The sequence below is a fragment of the Nonomuraea fuscirosea genome, assembly GCF_003001935.1.
GTDB lineage: Bacteria > Actinomycetota > Actinomycetes > Streptosporangiales > Streptosporangiaceae > Nonomuraea > Nonomuraea fuscirosea.
In genome coordinates this window covers 64,111-87,279 of the sequence record NZ_PVNG01000020.1, presented here as the reverse complement: position 1 = coordinate 87,279, position 23,169 = coordinate 64,111, and the positions used below count along the sequence as shown (strand labels likewise).

16 protein-coding genes are annotated in these 23,169 nt (G+C 71.4%); 3 read left to right on the top strand and 13 right to left on the bottom strand.

Annotated elements, in window-relative coordinates; translation table 11 throughout:
* Nucleotides 1-33 precede the first annotated feature (33 nt).
* The 4 genes from B0I32_RS38520 to thrC form a co-directional block, all read right to left on the bottom strand.
* Nucleotides 34-1,302 (bottom strand): sensor histidine kinase, encoded by a 1,269-nt coding sequence (locus B0I32_RS38520; protein ID WP_219912222.1) that lies wholly within the window; start codon nucleotides 1,300-1,302, stop codon nucleotides 34-36.
* Nucleotides 1,303-1,445: 143 nt separating this feature from the next.
* Nucleotides 1,446-3,503 (bottom strand): transcription termination factor Rho, encoded by a 2,058-nt coding sequence (gene rho, locus B0I32_RS38515; protein WP_106248149.1) that lies wholly within the window; start codon nucleotides 3,501-3,503, stop codon nucleotides 1,446-1,448.
* Between the two features lie 457 nt (nucleotides 3,504-3,960).
* Entirely contained in the window at nucleotides 3,961-4,866 is a 906-nt protein-coding gene (thrB, locus tag B0I32_RS38510; RefSeq protein WP_106248148.1) for a homoserine kinase, read from the bottom strand.
* Nucleotides 4,867-4,905: 39 nt separating this feature from the next.
* Nucleotides 4,906-5,964 carry a threonine synthase gene (gene thrC / locus B0I32_RS38505; RefSeq protein WP_106248146.1) on the bottom strand — a complete coding sequence of 353 codons (1,059 nt, stop codon included), beginning with the start codon at nucleotides 5,962-5,964 and terminating at the stop codon, nucleotides 4,906-4,908.
* A 246-nt stretch (nucleotides 5,965-6,210) separates the two neighbouring features.
* Here thrC and B0I32_RS38500 point away from each other — a divergent pair, with 246 nt between their 5' ends.
* Nucleotides 6,211-7,611, top strand: a complete 1,401-nt coding sequence (locus B0I32_RS38500) for a glycosyltransferase family 2 protein (RefSeq protein ID WP_245956294.1) — start codon at nucleotides 6,211-6,213, stop codon at nucleotides 7,609-7,611.
* A gap of 34 nt (nucleotides 7,612-7,645) precedes the next feature.
* On the opposite strand, the gene B0I32_RS38495 is transcribed toward B0I32_RS38500, so the two are convergent.
* The 6 genes from B0I32_RS38495 to B0I32_RS38470 all read right to left on the bottom strand — a co-directional run bounded on the left by B0I32_RS38495 (nucleotide 7,646) and on the right by B0I32_RS38470 (nucleotide 15,948).
* Complete coding sequence (locus B0I32_RS38495) at nucleotides 7,646-9,403, bottom strand: glycosyltransferase family 2 protein (RefSeq protein WP_106248143.1); 1,758 nt, start codon at nucleotides 9,401-9,403, stop codon at nucleotides 7,646-7,648.
* Nucleotides 9,400-10,485: a glycosyltransferase family 2 protein gene (locus B0I32_RS38490; protein ID WP_106248141.1), complete on the bottom strand. Its 1,086-nt coding sequence runs from the start codon at nucleotides 10,483-10,485 to the stop codon at nucleotides 9,400-9,402. Before B0I32_RS38490 ends, B0I32_RS38495 begins: the two co-directional genes overlap by 4 nt.
* 191 nt (nucleotides 10,486-10,676) lie before the next feature.
* Nucleotides 10,677-11,966: a homoserine dehydrogenase gene (locus tag B0I32_RS38485; RefSeq protein ID WP_106248140.1), complete on the bottom strand. Its 1,290-nt coding sequence runs from the start codon at nucleotides 11,964-11,966 to the stop codon at nucleotides 10,677-10,679.
* The gene (gene lysA / locus B0I32_RS38480; RefSeq protein WP_106248138.1) at nucleotides 11,963-13,345 is read right to left on the bottom strand and encodes a diaminopimelate decarboxylase; all 1,383 of its coding nucleotides are present in this window, start codon (nucleotides 13,343-13,345) and stop codon (nucleotides 11,963-11,965) included. The genes B0I32_RS38485 and lysA overlap by 4 nt, the downstream gene beginning before the upstream one ends.
* Before the next feature lie 124 nt (nucleotides 13,346-13,469).
* Complete coding sequence (locus tag B0I32_RS38475) at nucleotides 13,470-14,093, bottom strand: anticodon-binding protein (protein ID WP_106248137.1); 624 nt, start codon at nucleotides 14,091-14,093, stop codon at nucleotides 13,470-13,472.
* Nucleotides 14,094-14,103: 10 nt separating this feature from the next.
* The gene (locus B0I32_RS38470; RefSeq protein ID WP_245956293.1) at nucleotides 14,104-15,948 is read right to left on the bottom strand and encodes a hypothetical protein; all 1,845 of its coding nucleotides are present in this window, start codon (nucleotides 15,946-15,948) and stop codon (nucleotides 14,104-14,106) included.
* A 70-nt stretch (nucleotides 15,949-16,018) separates the two neighbouring features.
* Here B0I32_RS38470 and B0I32_RS38465 point away from each other — a divergent pair, with 70 nt between their 5' ends.
* Nucleotides 16,019-17,653: an asparagine synthetase B family protein gene (locus B0I32_RS38465; protein ID WP_106248135.1), complete on the top strand. Its 1,635-nt coding sequence runs from the start codon at nucleotides 16,019-16,021 to the stop codon at nucleotides 17,651-17,653.
* Between the two features lie 263 nt (nucleotides 17,654-17,916).
* Complete coding sequence (gene treS / locus B0I32_RS38460) at nucleotides 17,917-19,629, top strand: maltose alpha-D-glucosyltransferase (RefSeq protein ID WP_106248134.1); 1,713 nt, start codon at nucleotides 17,917-17,919, stop codon at nucleotides 19,627-19,629.
* Here the strand turns inward: treS and B0I32_RS38455 are convergent.
* Genes B0I32_RS38455 through B0I32_RS38445 form a run of 3 tightly spaced genes read right to left on the bottom strand, consistent with a single transcriptional unit; the run spans nucleotide 19,616 to nucleotide 23,111 of the window.
* Nucleotides 19,616-21,883, bottom strand: coding sequence for an ABC transporter permease (locus B0I32_RS38455; protein WP_106248132.1), 2,268 nt, complete (start codon nucleotides 21,881-21,883; stop codon nucleotides 19,616-19,618). The two genes, treS and B0I32_RS38455, sit on opposite strands and share 14 nt — an antisense overlap.
* The gene (locus B0I32_RS38450; protein ID WP_106248131.1) at nucleotides 21,880-22,608 is read right to left on the bottom strand and encodes an ABC transporter ATP-binding protein; all 729 of its coding nucleotides are present in this window, start codon (nucleotides 22,606-22,608) and stop codon (nucleotides 21,880-21,882) included. Before B0I32_RS38450 ends, B0I32_RS38455 begins: the two co-directional genes overlap by 4 nt.
* Entirely contained in the window at nucleotides 22,605-23,111 is a 507-nt protein-coding gene (locus B0I32_RS38445; protein WP_106248129.1) for a PadR family transcriptional regulator, read from the bottom strand. The genes B0I32_RS38450 and B0I32_RS38445 overlap by 4 nt, the downstream gene beginning before the upstream one ends.
* Between the last annotated feature and the right edge of the window lie 58 nt (nucleotides 23,112-23,169).

Here is a 23,169-nt window from a genome sequence, read left to right as displayed (position 1 = left end):
CAGGCTGTCCACCTCCGTCCGCCCCGGGCCCGGCTACCACTCGCAGGGCAGCTCCGCGCGGATCAGGGTCGGGCCGCCCACCGGGCTGTGCACGACCATCACCCCGTCGATGGTGGCGGCCCTGTCGGCCAGCCCGGACAGGCCCCCGCCCGGGCTGAGGAGCGCGCCGCCGATGCCGTTGTCCCAGACGTCCACGACCACGCCGCGGTAGTCCCTGATCAGGGTGACGGACGCCTCGGTGGCGCCGGAGTGCTTGGCCATGTTGGCCAGCGTCTCGGCCACGATGAAGTACGCGATGCTCTCGACCGCGGGCGGCGGCCGTTCGTCCAGTTCGACCGACACGTCCACCCGGATGGGCGCCCGCGCGGCCAGCCCCGACAGGGCGGCGTCGAGGCCGCGGTCGCTGAGGATGGCCGGGTGGATGCCTCTGGCCAGGTTGCGCAGCTCGGCGATGGCCGCCTTGGTGCCCGCGTGCGCCTGGGCGATGAGCATCCTGACCTCGTCGGGCTCGCTGTCGAACTTCGCCTGGGCCCGTCCCAGGTCCACCGCGACCGACAGCAGCCGCTGCTGGGCGCCGTCGTGCAGGTCGCGTTCGATCCTGCGCCGCTCGGCCTCGGCGGCGTCGATCCCTCTGGCCCTGCTGGCGCGCAGCCGTTCCTCCTCGTTGCCGCCGAGCAGCACCGTGGCGAGGGTGCCGTGCAGCCAGGCCATGCCGCGGACGAGGTAGGCCGTCAGCACGAGGAGCAGGCCGCCGAACAGCGCGGCGATCCAGGCCCCCGGCGCCCAGTCGCCGACCATCAGGTCGCTGTAGCCGCCGCCGGTCGCGTACACGAGGTACAGCAGCGGTTGCACGAGGAACGTGATCGAGGCGAACCACAGCCCGAACGACAACGCCACCTCGACCGCGCCGAGCGGGAGCAGCATCAGCAGATAACCCAGGTCCTGCCAGGTGGCGGGGTCGGACAGCAGCCAGCGCAGGTGCGCGCCGACGCCGCGCTCGGGCCTCGGCCGGTACGGGTCGGCGATCCTGACGCCGAACGCCGCGTGCAGCAGCCGGCGTTCCAGCATGGCCCCGCCGCGCCACATCAGCACGGTGGCCATGATGAGCGGCACGCCCACCCAGACGATCGACAGCGTGAGCGAGGCCGGGATCGTGATGCTCAGCACCATGAACCAGCCCAGCCCGACGATGCCGGTGACGAGCAGGTAGGGGGCCGCCCGCCAGGTCATCGGGTCGACCAGGACGCCCAGCGGCCCCTTGGGCCCGAGCGGGACGCGGTCCTTCAACGCCACAGAACGCATGTAGTTCAGACTGCACGCGAAGGGCCCTCGCGGTGAATACGGATGACTCCCGTCACCGGGGTAGGGCTAGCCCCAGTGCCAGGCCCGCACACGAAAGGGGCGGCGGGGAAGACCCCCACCGCCCCTTCGGTGAAACGCGGACGCTAGTCGCGGTCGTTGCTCACCGTGGTCTTCTGGACCTGAAGGAGGAACTCCGCGTTGGACTTGGTCTCCTTCATCTTCTCCAGGAGCAGTTCGAGCGCCTGCTGCATGTCGAGCGCGTGCAGCACGCGACGCAGCTTCCAGACGATCTGGAGCTCGTCCTTGCCCATGAGGATCTCTTCCTTACGGGTGCTGGACGCGTCGACGTCCACCGCGGGGAAGATCCGCTTGTCGGCCAGGGAGCGGTTGAGCTTGAGCTCCATGTTGCCGGTGCCCTTGAACTCCTCGAAGATGACCTCGTCCATCTTGGACCCGGTCTCGACCAGGGCCGTGGCGAGGATCGTCAGCGAGCCGCCGTTCTCGATGTTGCGGGCGGCGCCGAAGAACCGCTTCGGCGGGTAGAGCGCCGTGGAGTCGACACCACCCGACAGGATGCGCCCGGAGGCCGGGGCCGCCAGGTTGTAGGCGCGGCCGAGGCGGGTGATCGAGTCGAGCAGCACGACCACGTCGTGACCCAGCTCCACCAGGCGCTTGGCGCGCTCGATGGCGAGCTCGGCAACGGTGGTGTGGTCTTCGGCCGGACGGTCGAAGGTCGAGTGGATGACCTCGCCCTTGACCGACCGCTGCATGTCGGTGACCTCTTCGGGCCGCTCGTCCACGAGCACGACCATCAGGTGGCACTCGGGGTTGTTGCGGGTGAGCGCGTTGGCGATGGCCTGCAGCACCATCGTCTTGCCGGCCTTGGGCGGCGAGACGATGAGACCGCGCTGGCCCTTGCCGATCGGCGAGACGAGGTCGATGATCCGCGTGGTGAGGATGTTCGGCTCGGTCTCGAGGCGCAGGCGCTCCTGCGGGTAGAGCGGCGTCAGCTTGTTGAAGTCGGGCCGGCTGCGGGCCTGCTCCGGGTCCATGCCGTTGACGGTGTCGAGGCGGACCAGGGCGTTGAACTTCTCGCGCCGCTCGCCGTCGCGCGGCTGGCGGACGGCGCCGGTGATGACGTCGCCCTTGCGCAGGCCGTTGCGGCGGATCTGGGCCAGCGAGACGTAGACGTCGTTGCTGCCCGGCAGGTAGCCGCTGGTCCTGACGAACGCGTAGTTGTCGAGGATGTCGAGGATGCCGGCGATCGGGATGAGCACGTCGTCGTCGCCGATGACGGGCTCGCTGCTGTCGAAGCGGTCGCGGCCACGGCCACGGTTGCGCTCCCTGAAGCGGCCCCTGCGGCTGCGCCCGCCGCGGTCGTCGTCGTCGCCCCCGCGCTGGTCGCCACGCTGGTCGCCACGCTGGTCACCGCGCTGGTCACCGCGGTCACCGCGCTGGTCGCCACGGCTGCCCGCGTCGGCGGCGGTGCGGTCGCGCTGCTCGCCGCGGTCACGGCCGCCGTCACGACCGTCGCGGCCGTCGCGGCCGCTGTCGCGCCCGCCGTCACGGCTCTCGGAGCGACCGCCCTCACCGCGGTCGCCGGAACGGTCACGGTCGCCGGAACGGTCGCCGCGGTCGCCACGCTCACGACGCTCGCCGCGGCTGCGGCGCTCGCGCCGGCTCTCGCCGCGCTCGGAGCGCGTGTCGCTCTGACCGGCCTCGACCGGCTGCGCCTGCTGCTCCACCACGGTCTCGACCGGGGCCGCGACCGGCTCGGGCGCGACGGCCACGGGCTCGGCGGCGGCCGCCGGGGCCGCGGCGGCGGGCTGCGGAGCGGAGTCCTCGGCGGGCTTGGAGCGGGAACGTTCCCTGCGTGCACGGGTGGGCCGCTCCGTCGCGGGGGCCGCCTCCGTCGAAGCCGGGGCGGGCGCCTCAGCCGCGGGTGCGGCGGTCGCTGCGGCGTCTCCGGAACCGCCACCCTGCTTCTCCTGGATGGCCGCGATCAGCTGGCTCTTCCGCATGCGCCCGGTCCCGCTGATGCCCAGCTCCGCGGCCATCTTCTGCAGCTCGGGCAGCACCTTGGCGGACAGGCCGGTGCCGGAGCGACGCGCACGCGGCTTGGCCGCTGCGCGGGTGGGGGTGTCGCCGGACGCCGGCTCAGCGCCTGATGCGTCGGAGAGGAGTTCGGTGGTGTCGCTCAACTAAAAGGTCCTTCCCAGGGGTCGGGCGCCGGTTTCGTTCTCCCGGGCGTCCCGGAGGTGCTTGCGATCCGGCGGGACAGACCGGGTCGGGGTGCACTCTGCGATCTTCGGCTGTCGTCTCAGACAGCCGCCACTCTTGGGGAGGGGTTCGTCCACGCCGCCGATGGCCCTTGGCGCGTGGCTGACACCCCCCAGATTGCTGTCGCCAACCAGATGTCGAGATGATTCGAACGCGCAGATCCCCGTCGTCGCCACCTCACGTTGAGCCAACCGGGTGTGGGCCAACCGGAGGCAACGGATTCCGGGGAGACAGCCGCGCTGCTTCCGCCTCGCGACGTGAAGCATGATGCAGCGATGTATGGCTGACAAGCACGCACCCACCAAGGGGGCATCTGGTGCGGCTATCAGCCTAACATCACCAGCGCACACGGCTATTCCCTGAAGGTCTAAAGAGGTATCAGCGTGTCTCGGGGAACTGAACGTCCGCCCCAACCGGGTCGACGTCCATTTGCTGGATGTGCCAGTCATTACCCACTTCTGGCGCGATCAAATCCTGCGTATCCGAGGTCGAAAACGCAAGAACCGTGGGACCCGCTCCCGAAACGACCGCGGGCACGCCCACTGCACGGAGACGTTCTACCAGATCCGCGCTCTGCCGCATGGCAGGCGCGCGGTAGTGCTGGTGAAGGCGGTCTTCCGTGGCGGCCAGCAGAAGCTCCGGCTCCGGCCGCTGGGTCAGCGCGGCGATCAGCAGCGCGGCCCGGCCGGCGTTGAAGGAGGCGTCCTCGTGGGGCACGTCCTTCGGCAGGAGCCCCCGTGCGGCCTCCGTGGACAGCCGCGTCGACGGAACGACGACGACTGGACGGACGCGCTGGTCGGCAGCCAGTTTCACCATACGCGCAACCCCGGCGTGGTCGAACCAGGCCACGGTCAGCCCGCCGGCCAGGCAGGGCGCCACGTTGTCCGGATGACCCTCCATCTCGGTGGCCAGCGCGTAGACGTCGTCGTCGGAGAGCTCACCATCGGCCAGGGCGCGCGCGGCGAGAATGCCCGCGCACACGGCGGCCGATGAGGATCCGAGCCCGCGCGCGTGCGGGATCCGGTTGTGGCAGTGCAGGCGTATCCCCTCCGGCTGGGGCACCCCCATGCGGCCGAACGCCGCGCGCATCGCCTTGACGACCAGATGCCCCTCGCCTAGATCCACCTCCCCCGCGCCCTCGCCTGCCACGGTGACGTGGACGCCGCGCTCGTCGCTGAGCGTGGCCCTGACCTCGTCGTGCAGGTTCAGCGCCAGCCCCAGCGCGTCGTATCCGGGGCCCAGGTTCGCCGAAGTGGCGGGCACGCGGATGTCAACGGTCCTCATGCGTTCACTTTTCTCTCGTCACTCCCCCGTGCGCCCCCGTCAGGCGAGGTTGAGCGCCGCCGCGGCGGCGTGGACGTCGATGGGGATGACCACCGGCGCCGGAGCCCCCGAGATGGCCCAGTCGGGGTCCTTCAGTCCGTTGCCCGTGACCGTGCAGACGATGCGCTGCCCCGGCTCCACCATGCCCTGCGCGTGGGCCTGCAGCAAGCCCGCGACGCTGGCGGCCGAGGCGAGCTCGACGAACACGCCCTCCTCCTGCGCCAGCAGCTTGTACGCCGCCGCGATCTGCCGGTCGGTCACCGCCTGGATGGTCCCGCCGGAATCGTCGCGGGCCGCGGTGGCCAGCGACCACGAGGCCGGGTTGCCGATGCGGATCGCGGTGGCGATCGTGTGCGGATGGGCGACGGGCGCGCCCTCGACGATCGGCGCCGAGCCGCTGGCCTGGAAGCCGAACATGCGCGGCCGCCTGGTGGCGACCCCGTCGTCGAAGTATTCCTGGTAGCCCATCCAGTAGGCCGAGATGTTGCCCGCGTTGCCCACCGGGATGCAGTGGATGTCGGGGGCGTCGCCGAGCGTGTCGACGATCTCGAACGCCGCCGTCTTCTGCCCCTGCAGCCGGAACGGGTTGACCGAGTTGACCAGCGCGATGGGATAGCTGGACGACAGCTTGCGGGTCATCTCCAGGCAGTCGTCGAACGACCCCTCGACCTGCAGCAGCGTGGCCCCGTGCACGAGCGCCTGGGCCAGCTTGCCCATGGCGATCTTCCCCCGCGGCACCAGCACGGCGCAGGTGAGCCCGGCGCGCACGGCGTAGGCCGCCGCCGAGGCCGAGGTGTTGCCGGTGGAGGCGCAGATGACCGCCTTGGCCCCCTCTTCCACCGCCTTGCTGATGGCCATCGTCATCCCGCGGTCCTTGAAGCTGCCCGTCGGGTTGGCCCCCTCCACCTTCAGGTAGACGTCACACCCCGTGAGGGCCGAGACGCGGTGCGCGGGCACCAGCGGCGTGCCGCCCTCGAGCAGCGTGATGACCGGCGTCTTCGCGGTGACCGGAAGACGCTCGCGGTACTCCTCGATGAGGCCACGCCACGACCTGCTCATGATGACTCCCTACCTGCGCTGTTGGGCACCGAGTGTACGGGGTGCGGGAGACCGTCGCTGAGCCGTGTCCACGGGTCGGACTCGTCCATTGGACAGGGGCACTATTCAGGAAATTCTCAGCATCTCCCGATAAGGTCTCGGCAGGGGGTCACGACCATGAACGCGCGTCCTGCTCTGAGGCAGAACGACTATTCACCAGTGGCGGCACCGCAGCTCGGCGCCTGGTCACCCGCACTTTCCTTGAGCGTGGTGATACCCGCGCACGGCGGGCAGGACAAGCTCGATCTGACGCTGGCCGCACTGTCCGTACAGACGTATCCGGAGCACCTCATGGAGGTGCTGGTCGTCGACGACGGCAGCAGGCCGCCGATCCGGCTGCCGGAGCTGCGCCCGGTCAACACCCGTCTCGTACGGGTCCGCGACGGCTGGGGCATCTCCAACGCGGTCAACACCGGCGCCAAGGCGGCCGACGGCGAGATCATCCAGCGGCTCGACGCCGACATGGTGGCCTGCCGCGAGCACCTCGAGGCGCTGGCCCGGTGGCACCACGTGACGGACTACCTGGTCACGATCGGGATGAAGAAGTTCGTCGAGCTGCCGCCCGTCACCGCCGCCCAGGTCGCCGCGGCCAAGCGGCTGGACGAGGTGTTCGACCTCGAAGGGGCCAGGGCGAGCTCGACCGAGGCCACGATCGCCAAGACCGATGGGCTGCGCAAGAGCCGCAATCCGTACCACGTGTGCACCGGACCGACCTTCGCCCTGCCCAGGGAGGTCTTCCACGCCGTGGGCGGTCTCGACCCGAACGTGGCGCGGGGCGAGGACACCGAGTTCTCCTACCGCCTCGCCATGCACGGCGTCGTCTTCGTGCCCGACGCCGATGCCCAGGCCGTGCACCTGGGGCTGCCGGCCCAGCACCGCGACAGGGAGCGGGCGGTGCGGGCGGTGGAGCCGTACCTGGCGCACCGCATCCCGCTGCGCAGGGACCTGCGCAAGGACCGGGGGCGGCGGTGGCTGGTGCCGTACGTGGAGGTCGTGCTCGACGTCACCGACACCTCGGAGTCCGTGGTGCGGCAGGCGGTCGCGGCGGCGCTGGACGGCAAGCTCCAGGACGTCGTGGTGACGCTGGTGGGGCCGTGGTCGCGGCTGGACGACTCGCGCCGGTTCGCACTGTCCGACCCTTGCTTCGAGCTGCGGCTCATGCGTGACCTGTTCGCGCACGACGACCGGATCCGCCTCATCGACGAGGCCGCTCCGACGCCCGCGCCGACGCCGTTCCGCTACCGGGGGCCGGTGGACGTGCCGCTGCACCGGGCGACGCTGGAGCGGATGATCGAGTCGGTGCAGAAGGACCTCACGGGCGTGCTCGTCGTGGACCTGCCCGACGGGCGCACGGCCCGCCTGGAGCGCACCTCGGCGCTCGGCCGCGCCGTACTGCTCACCGAGCCCGGCGACGACCTCGACGAGGTCATCGACACCACGCACGGGGTACGCCACGAGCCGCCGGACCGCTTCTGGCCCGCTCCCGCGCAGCCCGAGCCGGTCACCATCCCCGCACCGGTCAAGGTCGCGGTGGAACCGCCGGTGACGGTGGAACCACCGGAGAAGACCCTGCTCCGCCGCCTGAAGTCCGCCCTACGCCCGAACTGACCGCGCGCCGCTCCGCACGCCCTGCGCGAAGGCGTCAGCCGCGCAGGCGTTTGCGGAGGGCGCGTTTGGTGGCCGACACCACCGTGCGCAGGCTCTGCTGGGCCTGGGCGGCGCGTTCGGCGGCGGCGACCCCGCGGCGCAGCGTGCCGACCTCGCGGCGCAGCTCCACGGCCGACTTGCGCCAGCGGCCCGCCTCCTCCTTCCACTTGGCGATCTGCCCGCGCAGCCGCTCGGCCTCCGCGGTCAGCCGCTCCACCTCCGCCCGCGCCTCGATCCCGGCCCGGTACGCCCCCCGCCGGCCCTGCGGCGTCCGCGCCTCGGTGGCGGTGAAGGTGGTGAAGCCGTAGGTGTCGCCGTCCACCCAGACGACGCCCGACACCGTGTCCACCGCGTCGTCCAGGTCCTCCCCCGGTGCGGCGACCAGGCGGGCCCTGGCGAAGGCCGCGGCGCGTTCCAGGCGGGCCGTGACGACCCCTTCCGCCGACTCGCGCAGCAGCACGTTGACCAGGCCGAGGCCCTCGTCGCGGGCCAGGTCGAGCAGGCGGGCGAGGGTGTCCTCGCCGGGGATCCAGCCGGCGGGCAGGCGCAGGACGTAGGGGACGGCCGGGTCCACGGCCCCGTCGGCACCGGCGTGTCCCCCGCCGTCGCCGCTCGCGGCCAGGCGTACCCGGCCCTCGTGCTCGTAGTGGCCGTGGACCAGCACCAGTTCCAGCGCCGGGTCCTTGAGCGGGGCGCGGCGGTCGCGGTCGAGGGTGTCCCAGGGGCCTGTCAGCAGCACGGACACGTCGGGGACGGTGCCGGCCAGCAACGCGTCCACACTGGCTCGTACGGGGTCGTATCCGGCCGTTCCGTCCACGACCGCGGTGACGTACGGGACCTTCCACTGCCGTCCGGGATGGCCCCTCAGCCAGCGGTAGGCCGGGATGCGGTCGGCCACGAACGCGTGGCTGACCCGGTCGACGGGCTGCTTGTCGCGCATCCGCATCGTCGGCCCGAGATGGTAGGCGCGGGCCGCCGGCTCAGGTACGAAGACCGCGCCCGCCTGCCACAGCCGGTAGCCCATCTCGGTGTCCTGGCCGAGGACGAGATCGTCGTCCATCGGCCCCGCCGCCGCGATCAGCCGGGCGTTGACCGAGGTCGCGCCGCCGACGTGCAGACTGAAGGGGCGCTGCGGGTTGGCGGTGAGGCCGTCGGTGCGATCGACCAGGTCCACGATCCAGGCGTGCGGCTCGGCCGGCTCGAAGTACGCGTCGAGGTCGGCGGGCAGTTCGGCGGGCAACACGGCCTCGGTGAACCTGAGGTAGCCGGTCACCACCGCGTAGGGCACCGCGTGGTGCCAGCGCATGTGCGCCTCGATCGCGCCCGGCGTCAGCACCACGTCGGAGTCGAGCCAGTGGATCACCTCACCGCTCGCCGCGGCCAGTCCGGCGTTCCGCGCGGCGGCCCGGCCGGGGCGTTCGCAGCGGATCAGCCGGGTGGCGGCGGGGCGTTCGGCGGGCAGTCGGAGCGGCGGCTCACTGCCGTTGTCCACGACGACGACCTCGGTCAGCTCCGCCGGGTACGTCTGCCTGGCCAGCGCGGCCAGCACCAGATCGAGCTCACGCCGGCCACCGTAGGCCGGGATGACCACGCTGACCGTCATGGCCGGTGTGAAGTCCTCCCCCGGTACGTCGAGTACCCGATAGTCGTTGCCCCGCACCCGCCCGGCCGACGCTGACCGGCCCGCCGGTAACCGGCTCTCGTCACCCTGCTCCTCCGGGTGCTCTGCGGAGCCGTCTCGGACGGTGGTCATGCGGCTTCCATGAGCAGGCTCGGGCGGAAGCCGCGCCACTGGTTGACGGCCACCTTGAGGAAGTGGGCCAGGGGCAGTTGCCAGGTGTGGTCGCCGCTGAGGCCGCGGCGCAGGACGTAGCCGAGACCGTGGGTGCGGTAGATACGGGCTCCGGCCTGCTCGGCCGCCTTCAGGAACTCGCGATCGACGGCTTGCGGCAGAGCGGGAAAGCCGCCTATTTCGTGAAATTTCGCCCGAGGCACCATGATCGTGCCACCGGCGACATGGTCGGAATAGACCTCACTCGGATAACTCGCCCCACTGGCGAACGTCGTGCGCCTGATCGTCGCCCGCAACGGCTCCAGGTAGAAGAACTCCGCTGTCGTGCCCACCACGTCGGCCCCCGCGTACGTGAGCGCCATGAACAGGTCGGCCAGATGGCGCGGCCCGTACCAGTCGTCGTCGTCCCACTTCGCCACGAGGTCGCCGCCCGCGAGCGCGGCGGCCTGGTTGAGCACCTCGCCGAACGGCACGGACGCGTCCGCCTCGACCCACCGCACGGGCAGGGAGCAGGACTCGACCGCCTCGCGCACCTGCTCGAACGCGACGCCGTGCAGACCCAGCAGCACCTCCGCCGAGACGTCGCGCTGACGCTCCATCTGCGCCAGCGCCGCGCCGACGAACGCGGGCCGCCTGGTGGCCATCACGATGCTCACCTGCGGCACCGCCGCCAGAGGATGGGCGAGGCGGCGCAGGCGTACGCTGTGCTCCTCGCGGCGCAGGTCGGCCAGGCAGCGGGCGGTGCCGTCGGCGGTGTGGGCGAGCCACTCACGGTCGGTGAGCACGTCGGCCAGGCCGGCGGGGACCCAGGGCGCGGCGCGCTCGGCGGTGAGCGGCACGCCGGCGGCGGCCAGGCTCAGCAGGCCGTCGAGCGGCACCGGCGCGTCCGGCCACTCGATCTCCAGCCCGCGCAGCGGACGCAGGGCGGCCACGTCGGGTGGCTGCCCTTCGACCGCCCAGCCGGCCCCGAGGTCGCCCGCCCAGTGCAGGCGGGCCGGCTCCTTCTCCGGCGAACGCGCGAAACCGCAGGGGGTGGGGGACATGGACGAGGCGCTCCTGACCGCTCGGCAACCGATCGGCGCCTACCCTACGCCCGTTCCACCACCCGGCGGACCCGGACACCGCCGTCGTTCACGACCGGTGAACGCGACCGCCGTCTCGCTGCGCGAACCGGTGCGTGCGGACGCCACTTCTCTCCGCGCAACCGGCGAACACGGGCCGCGGGACCCGCGCGTTACTCGTCGCCCTCGACCCGCATCACGCTCGCCACCGCCCGCACGATGTCGAGCTCGCGCAGCCCCTCCATGGTCGCCGTCAGCGCGGCGTCCGTGGCGCGGTGGGTGACGATGACGAGCTGGGCGTCGTCGCCGTGCCCCTCCTGACGCACGGTCTGGATCGACACGTCGTGCTTGGCGAACAGCTCCGCCACCCGCGCCAGCACGCCCGGCTTGTCGGCGACGTCGAGCGCCACGTGGCAGCGCGTGACGGTGTCGCCCATCGGGTGGACGGCCAGGTCGGCGTAGGTGGACTCCTCGGGCCCCCGCGTGCCGGCCAGCCGGTTGCGGCCGACGGCCACCAGGTCGCCGAGCACGGCGGAGGCGGTCGGCGCCCCGCCGGCGCCCTTGCCGTAGAACATGAGCTGCCCGGCCGACTCGGCCTCCACGAAGACCGCGTTGTACGCCTCGCGCACCCCGGCCAGCGGGTGGGAGCGCGGGATCATCGCCGGGTGGACCCGTACGCCGAAGGAACGGCCGTCGTCGGAGCGGGCGCAGATGGCCAGCAGCTTGATGACGTAGCCCATGGCCTTGGCGGAGGCGACGTCGGTGGCGGTGATGTCGGTGATGCCCTCGCGGTGCACCTCTTCGGCGCGCACCCGGCTGTGGAAGGCGAGCCCGGCCAGGATGGCGGCCTTGGCGGCGGCGTCGAAGCCCTCGACGTCGGCGGTCGGGTCGGCCTCGGCGTAACCGAGCGTCTGGGCCTCCTCCAGGGCGTCGGTGAAGGAGGCGCCCGTGGAGTCCATCTTGTCGAGGATGTAGTTGGTGGTGCCGTTGACGATGCCGAGCACCCGTTTGACGTGGTCGCCGGCCAGCGACTCGCGCAGGGGGCGCAGCAGCGGGATGGCCCCGGCCACGCTGGCCTCGAAGTAGAGGTCGCCGCGGCCGGTCCTGGCGGCCTCGTGCAGCGTGGCGCCGTCGGCGGCCAGCAGCGCCTTGTTGGCGGTGACCACGGACTTGCCCCTGGACAGGGCGGAGACGATCAGCGAGCGGGCGGGCTCGATGCCGCCGATGACCTCGATCACGATGTCGACGTCGTCGCGGGTGACCAGCGCCTCGGCGTCGGTGGTCAGCAGCGCGGGGTCGACATCGACGTCGCGTTTGCGGCCGAGCCTGCGCACGGCGACGCCGGCCAGCTCCAGCGGGGCCCCGACGCGGGCGGCCAGGTCGCCGGCCTGCTCGTGCATGAGCCTGATGACCTGAGACCCGACGACGCCGCAGCCCAGCAGAGCCACTTTCAGCGGTTTCACAGCTGCCCCCTCAACAAGTCGTCCTCGGTCTCGCCCTGCACGATCACGCGGGAGACGCCGCCTGAGACGGCGACCACGGCGGGCCTGGGCAGGTAGTTGTAGTTGTTGGCCAGCGAACGGCAGTAGGCGCCGGTCGCGGCCACGGCGATCAGGTCACCGGGGGCGAGGTCGGCCGGGAGGTGGAAGTCGCGCACGATGATGTCGCCGCTCTCGCAGTGCTTGCCGACCAGGCGGCTGAGCATCGGCTCGGCCTCGCTGGCCCGGCTGGCCAGCGCGGCGGTGTATTCGGCGCCGTAGAGCGCGGTGCGCACGTTGTCGCTCATGCCGCCGTCGATGCTCACGTAGGTGCGCAGGCCCTCGACGTCCTTGATGGTGCCGACCTCGTAGAGGGTGATGCCGCCGGGGCCGACGATGGTGCGGCCGGGCTCGACGGTCAGGCGGGGCACGGGCAGGCCGGCGTCCACGCAGACCTTGGCCACGATCTCGCGCAGGCCGTCGGCCAGCTCCTTGATGTCGGGGGCCTCGTCGCCGTCGACGTAGGCGATGCCGTAGCCGCCGCCGAGGTCGAGCTCGGGCAGCACGACGCCGTGTTCGTCCTTGATCTGGACGAGCAGCGTGGCCAGCCGGCGCGCGGCCACCTCGAACCCGGCCGTGTCGACGATCTGGGAGCCGATGTGGGAGTGCAGGCCGACGAGCTGGAGCTGCGGCATGGCGAGGATGCGGCGCACGGCCTCGGCCGCCGCCCCCGAGTTCAGCGACAGGCCGAACTTCTGGTCGTCGTGGGCCGTGGCGATGAACTCGTGCGTGTGGGCCTCGACCCCGGTGGTCACCCTGACCATCACCTTGGGCCGCTCGCCCATCTGCTCGGCGAGGTAGCCGAGCCTGGCGATCTCGTCGTAGGAGTCGACCACGATGTGGCCGACGCCGGCCTCCAGGGCCTTGGCCAGCTCGGCCTTGGACTTGTTGTTGCCGTGCATGGTGATGCGCCCGGCCGGGAAGCCGACGCTCAGCGCGACCGCCAGCTCGCCGCTGCTGGCCACGTCGAGGCCGAGGCCCTCGTCCTGGAGCCAGCGCACGATCTCCTTGCACAGGAACGCCTTGCCGGCGTAGTGGACCTCGGAGCCGGCGAACGCCGTCGCGTAGTCGCGCATGCGCGAGCGCACGTCGTCCTCGTCGATGACGTAGAGCGGGGTGCCGTGGTCGCGGGCCAGGTCGCGCACGTCCACGCCGCCGACGGTGAGCGCGCCTTCCGCCCGGCTCGACGTTCGGGGCCAGATCGAGGGGTTGATCCGGTTGAGGTCGGCGGGCGCCAGCGGCGGGCGCTCGTGCGGCAGCATCTCGGCGTGCCGGTCCCCGGCGGGGTGGGCGAATCGACTCACCCGATCGAGGCTATCGGAAGCGCCAGTGAGCCATGACCCTGTGACCACGTATCGAGACGCGATCACGCCCTGGAAGGAATATTTTTACGCTTTTTCGCCGTTTAACCGGATATTTTGTGATCCTTTACAGACGGTCCGGGCCCGGCAGGACCTCGCGCACGGCCGCCGCCACCCGCACCCGCGCCGTGTGCACAGGACCCGGCTCCTCGTCCCCCACCGGAACGGCCGGAGCCCGCTCGTGAGCGTCGTGGTAGGCCAGCGCCAGCCGCAGCAGGTAGCTCTCCCAGCCGGGCTCCCTGCTGACCAGCCGTCCGGGCAGCTCGGCCAGCGCCCGCAGCACCCGGCGGTGCCAGGGGTCGTCGAGCAGCCCGGCCGCGAACCCGGACTCGGGCACCCCCAGCTCGCGGGCCCACCTCAGCGCGGCGCTGGCGCGCGCGTGCCCGTACCGGACCACGAATCCGGGGTTGTCCCACGTACGGGGAAAGTCCGGCCACGCGGGCGAGAACGGCGGGCGTACGGGCGCCGACCGCAGCAGGTCGCCCGGCACGGTCACGACGATCCGCAGGAACCCCTTCCCGCGCACCTCCACCGAGCCGACCCCGCCGAGCGCCCGCACCCGTTCGGCCAGTTCCGCCGCGTCCAGGCCCCGCCGCAGCGCGGCGGCCGAGACGTAGACGGCCTCGCGCTCCCACGTGCCCTCGGGCGCCGGCGGCTCCCCGAGCACCGCGGCCAGCTCCTCGGGCGTCATGCGGACGACTCTAGATGAGCGCGTGCGGCTCGGCCGAGCCGTATTCGACCAGGTGGGCCGCCCCGAGCAGCCAGCGGTCCTCGTCGCGCACCCGCACGTAGCCGAACCGGTCCGCGGAGAACACCTTGATCCCGTCCGTACGGCACTGCCGCATCAGGACCTCGTCCCAGCCCTCCGTGAGGTCGGCGAAGCCCAGCTCGCGCAGGGTGTTGCGCCTGGCCAGGAGGGTGCCGCCGGTGATCTCGGGCAGGTAGGAGTACTCGGCGTCCGGCTGCTTGAGCAGCGTGGCCTGGGGCTTGCGCAGGTGGGCGTAGAAGGCGGCCTTGCCGACGATGTCGGCGGTGCTGAACAGGAAGGCCCGGCGCAGGTCCGACAGGTAGTGGGGGCCGTAGACGTCGCGCGGGTCCATGACCGCGACGAGGTCGGCCTCGCACAGGTCGATGCCGGCGTTGAGCATCGCGCCCTCGGTCATGGCCGGCTGCGGGCGGCGGTAGACGACCTCCACGTCCGGCAGCACGTCGCGGGCCCGCAGCTCGGCCTCCGGCGGCCCGATGACGATGAGCTGGTCGACGCCCGACTGCCTGGCGACCTGGGCGAGCGCGTGCTCCATCAGGAACGGGTCGAGGATGGGCAGCAGCACGGAGGTGTTGAGCGTGGGCCGCGCGCTGGGCAGGCCGACGGCGTCGAGCAGCTCGTCGATGCGCTCGCTCATCGTGCCCATCGAGTACGCCCGCCGCAGCGCCACGTGCGCCCGCCGCGAGTCGTCCTCGGTGCCGATGGGCGTGCCGCAGGCCGCGATCTCGGCCAGCCGCCACTGCGGGGTGCCCGGCGGGCAGTCGGCGGCGGCGGGCCAGCGGTAGGAGGTCAGGACGTCGGGGTAGGCCAGGTGGCCCGGCAGGAGCTGGTCGAGCGTGAGCACGCGGTCGATGCGGCCCCCGGCCAGCGGCAGCGGGTTGTGCACCCGGGGCTGCACCCCGAACTGCAGCCGCGGCCAGGCCACGGTCAGGTCGGTGGTGAAGCGGTGCTCGAACAGGTCGGCCGCGGCGGCGTAGGCGGCCACGTCGCCGCCGGTGTGCCAGAAGACCGTGCGGATGCCGCGCTCGGCGCACCAGGCGAGCAGCGCCTTGAGCCCCTCGCCCGGCTCGCCGGTGATCTCCCCGGCCCACGGGCCCTGCGTGACGGACTCGACGACCAGCAGGTGGGGCACTTCGAGGGGCAGCACCCTGGCGAAGTCGCGGGGCGTGAACCCGGTGGTCTGCCGCCACTCGTAGCGCAGCAGCGCCTCGGCGTGCGGGTCGGCGATCACCGCGGCGGTCAGGTGCGGGCGCGTGTTGGGGCCGGTCGGCACCCGGAACGGCTTGAGCTTGAAGGAGGCGCCGCCGAGCGTCCTGGTGGTGCTGGTGGCCTGGAACGCCGCGCCTGGGCGCTCGTCCTTGGGCTTGCCGGCGGCCACGGGCCTGCGCTTGGGCGCGCTGGGCCGCTTGACCGGCTTCGCGGCGCCCTTGAGGCCCTTGGCCAGGCGCACCGGGTTGCTCTTGCCGCTCTTGATCGCGTCGCCGAGCCGGTTCCAGCGGGCGACCTTGATCGACGACAGCTTCCAGTTGGCCACCTCGGCCTGGAAGCGCTGCTCGGCCAGCTCCTTGCGCAGCTTGTCGGCCGCCGCCTGCTCGGCGGCGAGCCGCTCCTCGGCCTCGCTCAGCTGCTCTGCCAGCGCCTTGACCTCCTCGGCGTGCTGCTCCGCCGCTGCCAGCCTGGCCTGGGCGGCGTCCAGCAGCCTGGCCAGCTCGGCCGCCCGTTCGGCCTGGGACACGGCCTCACGCAACGCCCGGCGCGTGCTTTCAAGCTCTGTGGACACTGGACCTCCGCTCTCTCAGCCCGGCAAAGGATACTCTTTTGCGGGAAGCGTCTCGAAGGGATGAGATCCGGTGCAGTTCAATGTAAGGCCCTATATCTGTGGCGCTCTCGGCCGGATCGACGCCGCCGTACTCGGCAAGCTGACAGCCTCAGGGCCGAAGGTGCTTCCGGCCCTGCAGTCGCCCGAGGCGACGCTGTACAGCTCCATGCCGCTGCCGCCGTACCACCGCGCGGGCCACGCCTTCGCGTTCGCCTGGGGCGAGCGCAGGCCCAAGGCGGCCGACGAGTGGATGACGGTCGCGGAGACGTACGAGACGCCTGGGCTGATCGGCGACGGGCGGCGGGTGACGCTGCACACCGGCGCGCTGGGCCTGGTCGACCTCTACTACGTGCGCCTGGGCGAGGCGGTCTACTTCTCCTCCCTGATCCAGCCCCTGCTGAATTTGGTGCCCGTCGCGATCGACTGGTCGGCGTGGGCCTCGATCCTCCAGGTCACCTTCCCGCTGGGCGAGGCGACGCCGTACAGCGAGATCAAGCGCCTGCCGGGGGCGAGCGCGCTGGTCTGCGAGGACGGCCGGCTGTCCACGGAGCGGCTGCTGCCGCGCTGGCTGCGCACGGAGCCGTTCGAGAGGTGGATCAGCCCGGAAGAGATCGTCGAGCTGCTGCACCGGGTCTACGAGGACTACGACGGCCGCAAACTCCTGGTGCCCGTCAGCGGCGGCTACGACTCGCGGCTGCTGGCGAGCGTGGCCAGCGCCAGGGGCATGGACGTGGAGTCGTGGACGACCAGTCCCGACGACGGCACCGACACCGACATCGCGTTCGCCAGGTCGATCACCAGGGAGCTGGGCATCGCGCACCGGGTGATCACCCAGGACGCGGCCGCCTACCCCGAGGACGCGATGGAGGTGGCGCGCAGGCTCGAATACCTGACGCCGCACCACGCCTGGTACGCGCCCTTCGCCAAGGAGGTGCACGGCGCGGGCCGCATCCTGGTCGACGGCCTGGCCGGAGGGCCGCTGCTGAAGAACTTCATGGTCAGCGGGGCCGCCCTGGAGGCCACCACGCAGGAGGAGCGCTCGGCGGCCGTGCTGGGCTCCCTGTCGCTCGGGCAGCCGACGCAGCCGTTCCTGTCCAAGGCGGCGGCCCAGTGGATGGAGGAGACCGTACGCGAGCAGTTCGCCACCGCCACCTCCATGCTGCACGGGCACCGGGCCGAGCTGCCCCTGTCGGTGCTGCACACCAGAACCGTGCGGGGCATCGCGCGCTCGGCGGTCAACCTGGTGGGCCCTGAGGCGTCGTTCGCGGCGCCGTTCATCCATCCGGAGTTCTTCGACGCGGCGCTGTCGGTCGGCGTGGCCCGCAAGGACAAGGGCCGCTTCTACCGCGAGGTGCTGCACGCGGCCAACCCGCGGGTGGCCGCGCTGCCCTCCACGAACGTGGTCAAGCAGCCGCTGCGGCGGGTGCCGCTGCGTTCCACGGCGGCGCCTGCCCGAAATTATGCGCACCGCATGCTGGAGGTCGTGGTGAGCCGGGTGCCGGGGCTGCTGTCGGACGAGCTGCACGAGGTGGTCGCCGGCGGGCCGGACGCCCTGACCAGGTTCAACGGCTGGAACGATCGATTCTGGGTGCGCGGTCTTGTGCTGTTCGGACTGTGGCTGAACGACTTCGAAGGCGACCTCTCGGACCTGGCCACACCTTTTTAGTGAACTCTCGGTAACAGGGCGATTACATACGGATCTCCCGGGTATTAACCGTCGCACAGCAGAAGCGGGTTCCGGAAAGCCAACGGGCTGGTAGTGTTCGGCCCGTAAGCGCCGCACAAACGGGCACCAGATCACAAATCAGGTTCCGTCCGAGGGCATGGAGTTCGCAGGGATGACGACTCCACGCGGCGCGGTCACCAGATAACAACGCCGGGGCAACCGGTGACTTCGTCCTGCCCACATCTCTTCCTGTGAGCGACATAATGATCAACGCATCCCCAATATCAGAGCCGATCTCCGAGGCCTTCGTCTCGGAGGATCCAGCCTGGTACAAGCGGGCGGTGTTCTACGAGGTTCTCGTCCGGGGGTTCAAGGACTCCAACGGCGACGGCACCGGCGACCTGCGCGGCCTCATCGAGAAGCTCGGCTATCTCGAGTGGCTCGGCGTGGACTGCCTGTGGTTGCTGCCGCTGTACGAGTCCCCGCTGCGCGACGGCGGATATGACATCTCGGACTACATGAAGATCCTCCCGGACTTCGGGGACCTGGGGGACTTCGTGCAGCTGATCGAGGCGGCGCACGAGCGCGGCCTGCGGATCATCACCGACCTCGTGATGAACCACACCAGTGACCGGCACCCCTGGTTCCAGGCGTCCCGGCACGACCCCGAAGGGCCGTACGGCGACTTCTACGTGTGGTCGGACCATCCTGGTGGCTATCCCGACGCGCCGATCATCTTCATCGGCGCCGAGGAGTCCAACTGGACCTACGACCCGGTGCGCAAGCAGTACTACTGGCACCGTTTCTTCCACCACCAGCCGGATCTGAACTATGACAACCCGGCGGTGCAGGAGGCCATGCTGGAGGTGCTGCGGTTCTGGCTGGACCTCGGCATCGACGGCTTCCGGCTGGACGCGGTGCCCTATCTGTTCGAGCGGGAGGGCACGGCCTGTTCCGGGCTGCCGGAGACGCACGCGTACCTGAAGAAGGTGCGCTCCGAGGTCGACCGCCTCTACCCCGACCGGGTGCTGCTGGCGGAGGCCAACGGCTGGCCGGAGGACGTGGTCGAGTACTTCGGCGACCCCACCACCGGGGGCGACGAGTGCCACATGGCCTTCCACTTCCCGCTGATGCCGCGCATCTACATGGCGGTGAAGAAGGAGACCAGGGAGCCGATCTCCGAGATCATGTCGCTCACCCCCAAGCTGCCCGAGCACGCGCAGTGGGGCATCTTCCTGCGTAACCACGACGAGCTCACGCTCGAGACGGTGACCGAGGAAGAGCGCGACTACATGCACAAGGAGTACGCCAAGGACCCGCGGATGCGGGCCTACCTGGGCATCCGCCGGCGGCTGGCCCCGCTGCTCGACAACGACAGGGACCGGATAGAGCTGTTCACCGCGCTGCTGCTGTCGCTGCCGGGCTCGCCGATCATCTACTACGGCGACGAGATCGGCATGGGCGACAACATCTGGCTGGAGGACCGCGACTCGGTCCGCACGCCGATGCAGTGGAGCCCCGACCGCAACGCCGGGTTCTCCTCCGCCGACCCGGGGCGGCTCTACCTGCCCGCGGTCATGGACCCGATCTACGGGTTCCAGGCGGTCAACGTGGAGGCCCAGCAGCGTCATGAGGGGTCGCTGCTGCACTTCACCCGCAAGATGCTGGAGATCCGGCGCAGGCACCCGGTGTTCGGCGTCGGGGCGTACACCGAGATGTGGTCGTCCAACCCCTGCGTGCTCACCTACGTGCGCGAGGACCGCGACGACGTGATGTTGTGCGTCAACAACCTGTCGAAGTTCCCGCAGCCGGTGGAGCTGGACCTGCGCCGGTTCGAGGGCATGACGCCGGTCGAGGCGCGGGGCGGGGTGCCCTTCCCGTCGATCGGGGAGCTGCCCTACCTGCTGACGCTGCCGGGGCACGGCTTCTACTGGTTCGCGTTGAAGAAGCCCGAGGACAACCTCACCGAGAAGTGACGGGCACCTGGGCACGGGCCGCGCGGCGCGCCGGGATGAGCGCGACCGCGAGCGCCGTGCCCACGGCCACCAGCACCGTCACAGTCACCGTCAGCGGCGACGGCGCGCGGCCGATGCCCGCGCCGACCCCGCTGGTGTGGCCCTGAAGGTCGATCAGGCCGGTGACGACGGAGACACCGGCCGCGGCGCCCACGCCGATGCCGAGCACGACCAGCAGGCCCGTGCCGGTCACGAGCGTGGCCATGACCTGTCGCGGGGTCAGCCCCATGGCCTTGAGCACGGCCAGGTCGAACGCGTGGTCGCGCAGGCCGAGCGCGCTGGCGGTGAGCAGGTTGGCCAGGCCGATGAGGGTCAGCACGGCGATCAGCGCCACGATCACCACTCTGATGATCGCCAGCCGGTCGGCCGGGTTGACCGCGGCCTGCACGTCCAGACCCTCCTTCGACTCCGCCAGCAGCCGGCCGCGCACCTCCGACGGGTCGGCGCCCGGCTTGAGGGCCAGCGCGTAGAACTCCGGCGGCACCGAGTCCTTGGCCGCCAGGCTGTCCAGCCCCACCGAGAGCACCTCGCCGTCCTGCTCGGGCTCGACGGTCCTGCCGACGATCCTGACGATCAGCGGGGTGCCGCCCACGGTGAGCCGCACCCGGTCACCGATCCTGACCCCTAACAGGTCCAGCAGGCCCTGGCCGGCCACCGCCTCGCCCTGGCGGCCGTACTCGCGGCCCTCGACCACGGGGAACGGGTACGGCTGCGTCGAGCTGCCGATCGCCCGCACCCTGACCGACCGGGCCTCGCCCGGGGCCAGCGCGTTGACGTCGGTGCCCGGATAGACGGCGGCCACGTCCTTGTCGGCCCTGACGAGCCGTTCGGCCTCGGCCGCCTCGATCTTGCCCGGCCTGGCATAGAGGCCGGCGTGCTGGCCCACCTGCTCGGGATGGGCCAGGAAGTTGTCCAGCGTGGCCCACACGCCGAGCCCGATGGTGATCATCATCATCGGCACGGCCAGGCCGAACGCGGTCAGGAAGGCCGGCACCCGCCGGGTGAAGGCGTCTCTGGTGCCGAGCACGAGGGCGGGAGGCAGGCGGACGAGCAGGGCCAGCCGGGCCAGCCGGGACAGGCGGCCCCTGGGCGGCGCGGTGGGCACGTCGGGGATGGGCGGCGTGCGCCCGCCCCGCAACGCCGGCACTCCGACGGCGGCCAGCACCGTCAGGGCCGTGCCCGCGACGATGGCCAGCACGGGGATGGGCGCCACGGAGGTCGCGCCGAGCATCGCCGCCATCACGCCCCAGCCCGCCAGCGCGCCGATCGCCACCCCCAGCAGGCCCAGGGCGCCGTGCTCGACCAGGAGCAGCAGCGCGATCTGGCCCCGGGTGAAGCCCATCGACTTGAGCGTGGCCAGGTCACGCAACTGGCCGAGCACCCGGCCGCCGGCCGCGTTGGCCAGCGCGAGCGCGGCGGCCACCAGGCCGACCACGCCGAACAGCGCGAGCAGGGTGCCCAGCAGCCGGTTGTCCAGCTCCATGGCGGCTCTGACCTCGCGCCAGGTGTAGACGCGCTGGAGGCGGTCCTCCAGCATGACGACCACGCGCTGCGAGACCACCTGGGACGCCTCGGGGTCGGCCAGGCGCAGCCCGGTCACCCACTCGCTGCGGCCGAGCATGGGCTCGATCCGGTCGAGCATGATGGGCAGCACGTAGGCCAGGCCGGGCGTCCACTCGGGGTAGAAGCCCTGGTCGGCGGAGTCGGCGATGCCGCGTACGTAGAGGGTGTGGCGCTCGCCGCTGATCGCGATGATGGTGAACGACGCGCCGATCCGCAGCCCCAGCGAGGCGGCGAAGGAGCGCTCGACCACGGCCCCGTCGGGCTGGGCTGGGTCGAGCCACCGGCCCTCGGCCACCACGGGATGGGCCACCTGCGGCGGGGTGGCCGGCATCGCGCGCAGCGAGGCCGGCTCCTTCTTGCCGTCCTGCGCCACGGTGACGGGCGCCGACCGGTACGGGCCCACGGTCTGGGTGACGCCGTCGATGCCGCCCAGGGCCACCTGGGGGCTGTCCTTGGTGTGCAGCCAGACGTGGGCCCCGTCGGTCTGGGCGAACAGGGTGCGCCACGGGTTGGTGCCGTCTTCGAGCAGGGTCGCCGCGGTGATCAGCGCGGCGACGATCCCGGCCACGGTCAGCACGGTCAGCACCGCCTGGCCCTTCCTGGCCCGCAGGTCGGCCCTGATCCACCGGCTTCCCGCCAGAGACGCGCTCACCGGAGGTCGATCACTTCACCGGCCGTGCGGGTACGCCGGCGCGCGATGCGCCCGTCGTCCACGATCTCCCCGTCGAACAGCGACACCAGCCGGTCGGCCAGGCTCGCCACGCGGGCGTCGTGGGTGACCATGACGATCGTCTGGCCCTCCTTGTGCACCTCGCCGAGCAGGCGGAGCACGTCGCGGGTGTTGCGGCTGTCGAGGTTGCCCGTGGGCTCGTCGGCCAGCAGCAGGCTGGGCTCGTTGGCCAGTGCCCTGGCCAACGCCACCCGCTGCTGCTCGCCGCCGGAGAGCTGGGCGGGCGCGGCCTCGGCCCGGTCGGTCAGGTTGAGCGCGGCCAGCAGGCTCTCGCGGCGCTCGCGGGCGACCTTGGGCGAGGCGCCGGACAGCAGCGCGGGCAGCTCGACGTTGTCGCCGACCGTCATGTTGGCGACCAGGTTGAAGAACTGGAAGACGAAGCCGATGCGCTTGCGCCGCAGCAGCGCCCAGGCGCTCTCCGAGAGGGTGTCCACCCGCTTGCCGTCGAGCCAGATCTCGCCGCTGGTCCTGGTGTCGAGCCCGCCCAGCATGTGGACGAGCGTGGACTTCCCCGACCCGGACGGGCCCATGATCGCGACGAACTCTCCCGGCTCGACCTGGAGGTCCACTCCGCGCACGGCAGGCACGGGCACCGCGCCATCCTGGTAGATTTTGACCAGATTGACCGTTTTCACAACCGTGCTCATGCCAGATCCTCCTGGCATCGCTCCAGCCAGTCAAGGTCGGCCTGCAGGTGCAACATCGCCCCTTCGATGAGCAGCATCGCCACCCGATCCGTGTCGGGCGTACGGGCCAGGATGTCGTTGAGGTCGCTCATGAGCGACAGATAGTGGCGGCGCTGCCGGCTGATCAGCGCCATCCGGTCGGCGATGCCGGTGAGCGGGGCGAGCACGAGCTTCATGAAGAACTCGTCACGCACCCTCGGACCCTCGGTCGGCTCGTCGACCCAGGCTTCGAGCACCTCACGACCCTTGGCGGTCAGATAGTAGACCTTCTTGTTGGGCCGGTTGGACTGCTCGACGTCGACCACCCTGATCAGACCGTCCTTCTCCAGCCGGCCGAGGGTGACGTATATCTGACCGATGTTGGGGGAGGGATAGGCGCTGCCGAAGGTCTGCTCCAGGGCCTGTTTCAGCTCGTAGCCATGAGCCGGCTCCTTCGCCAGAAGTGCCAGCAGGTGCGGCCGCACCGCTCCACCTCCCCGCTCATGTTACGTACGCGTTACAGAGTTATCCGTTGACCTACAG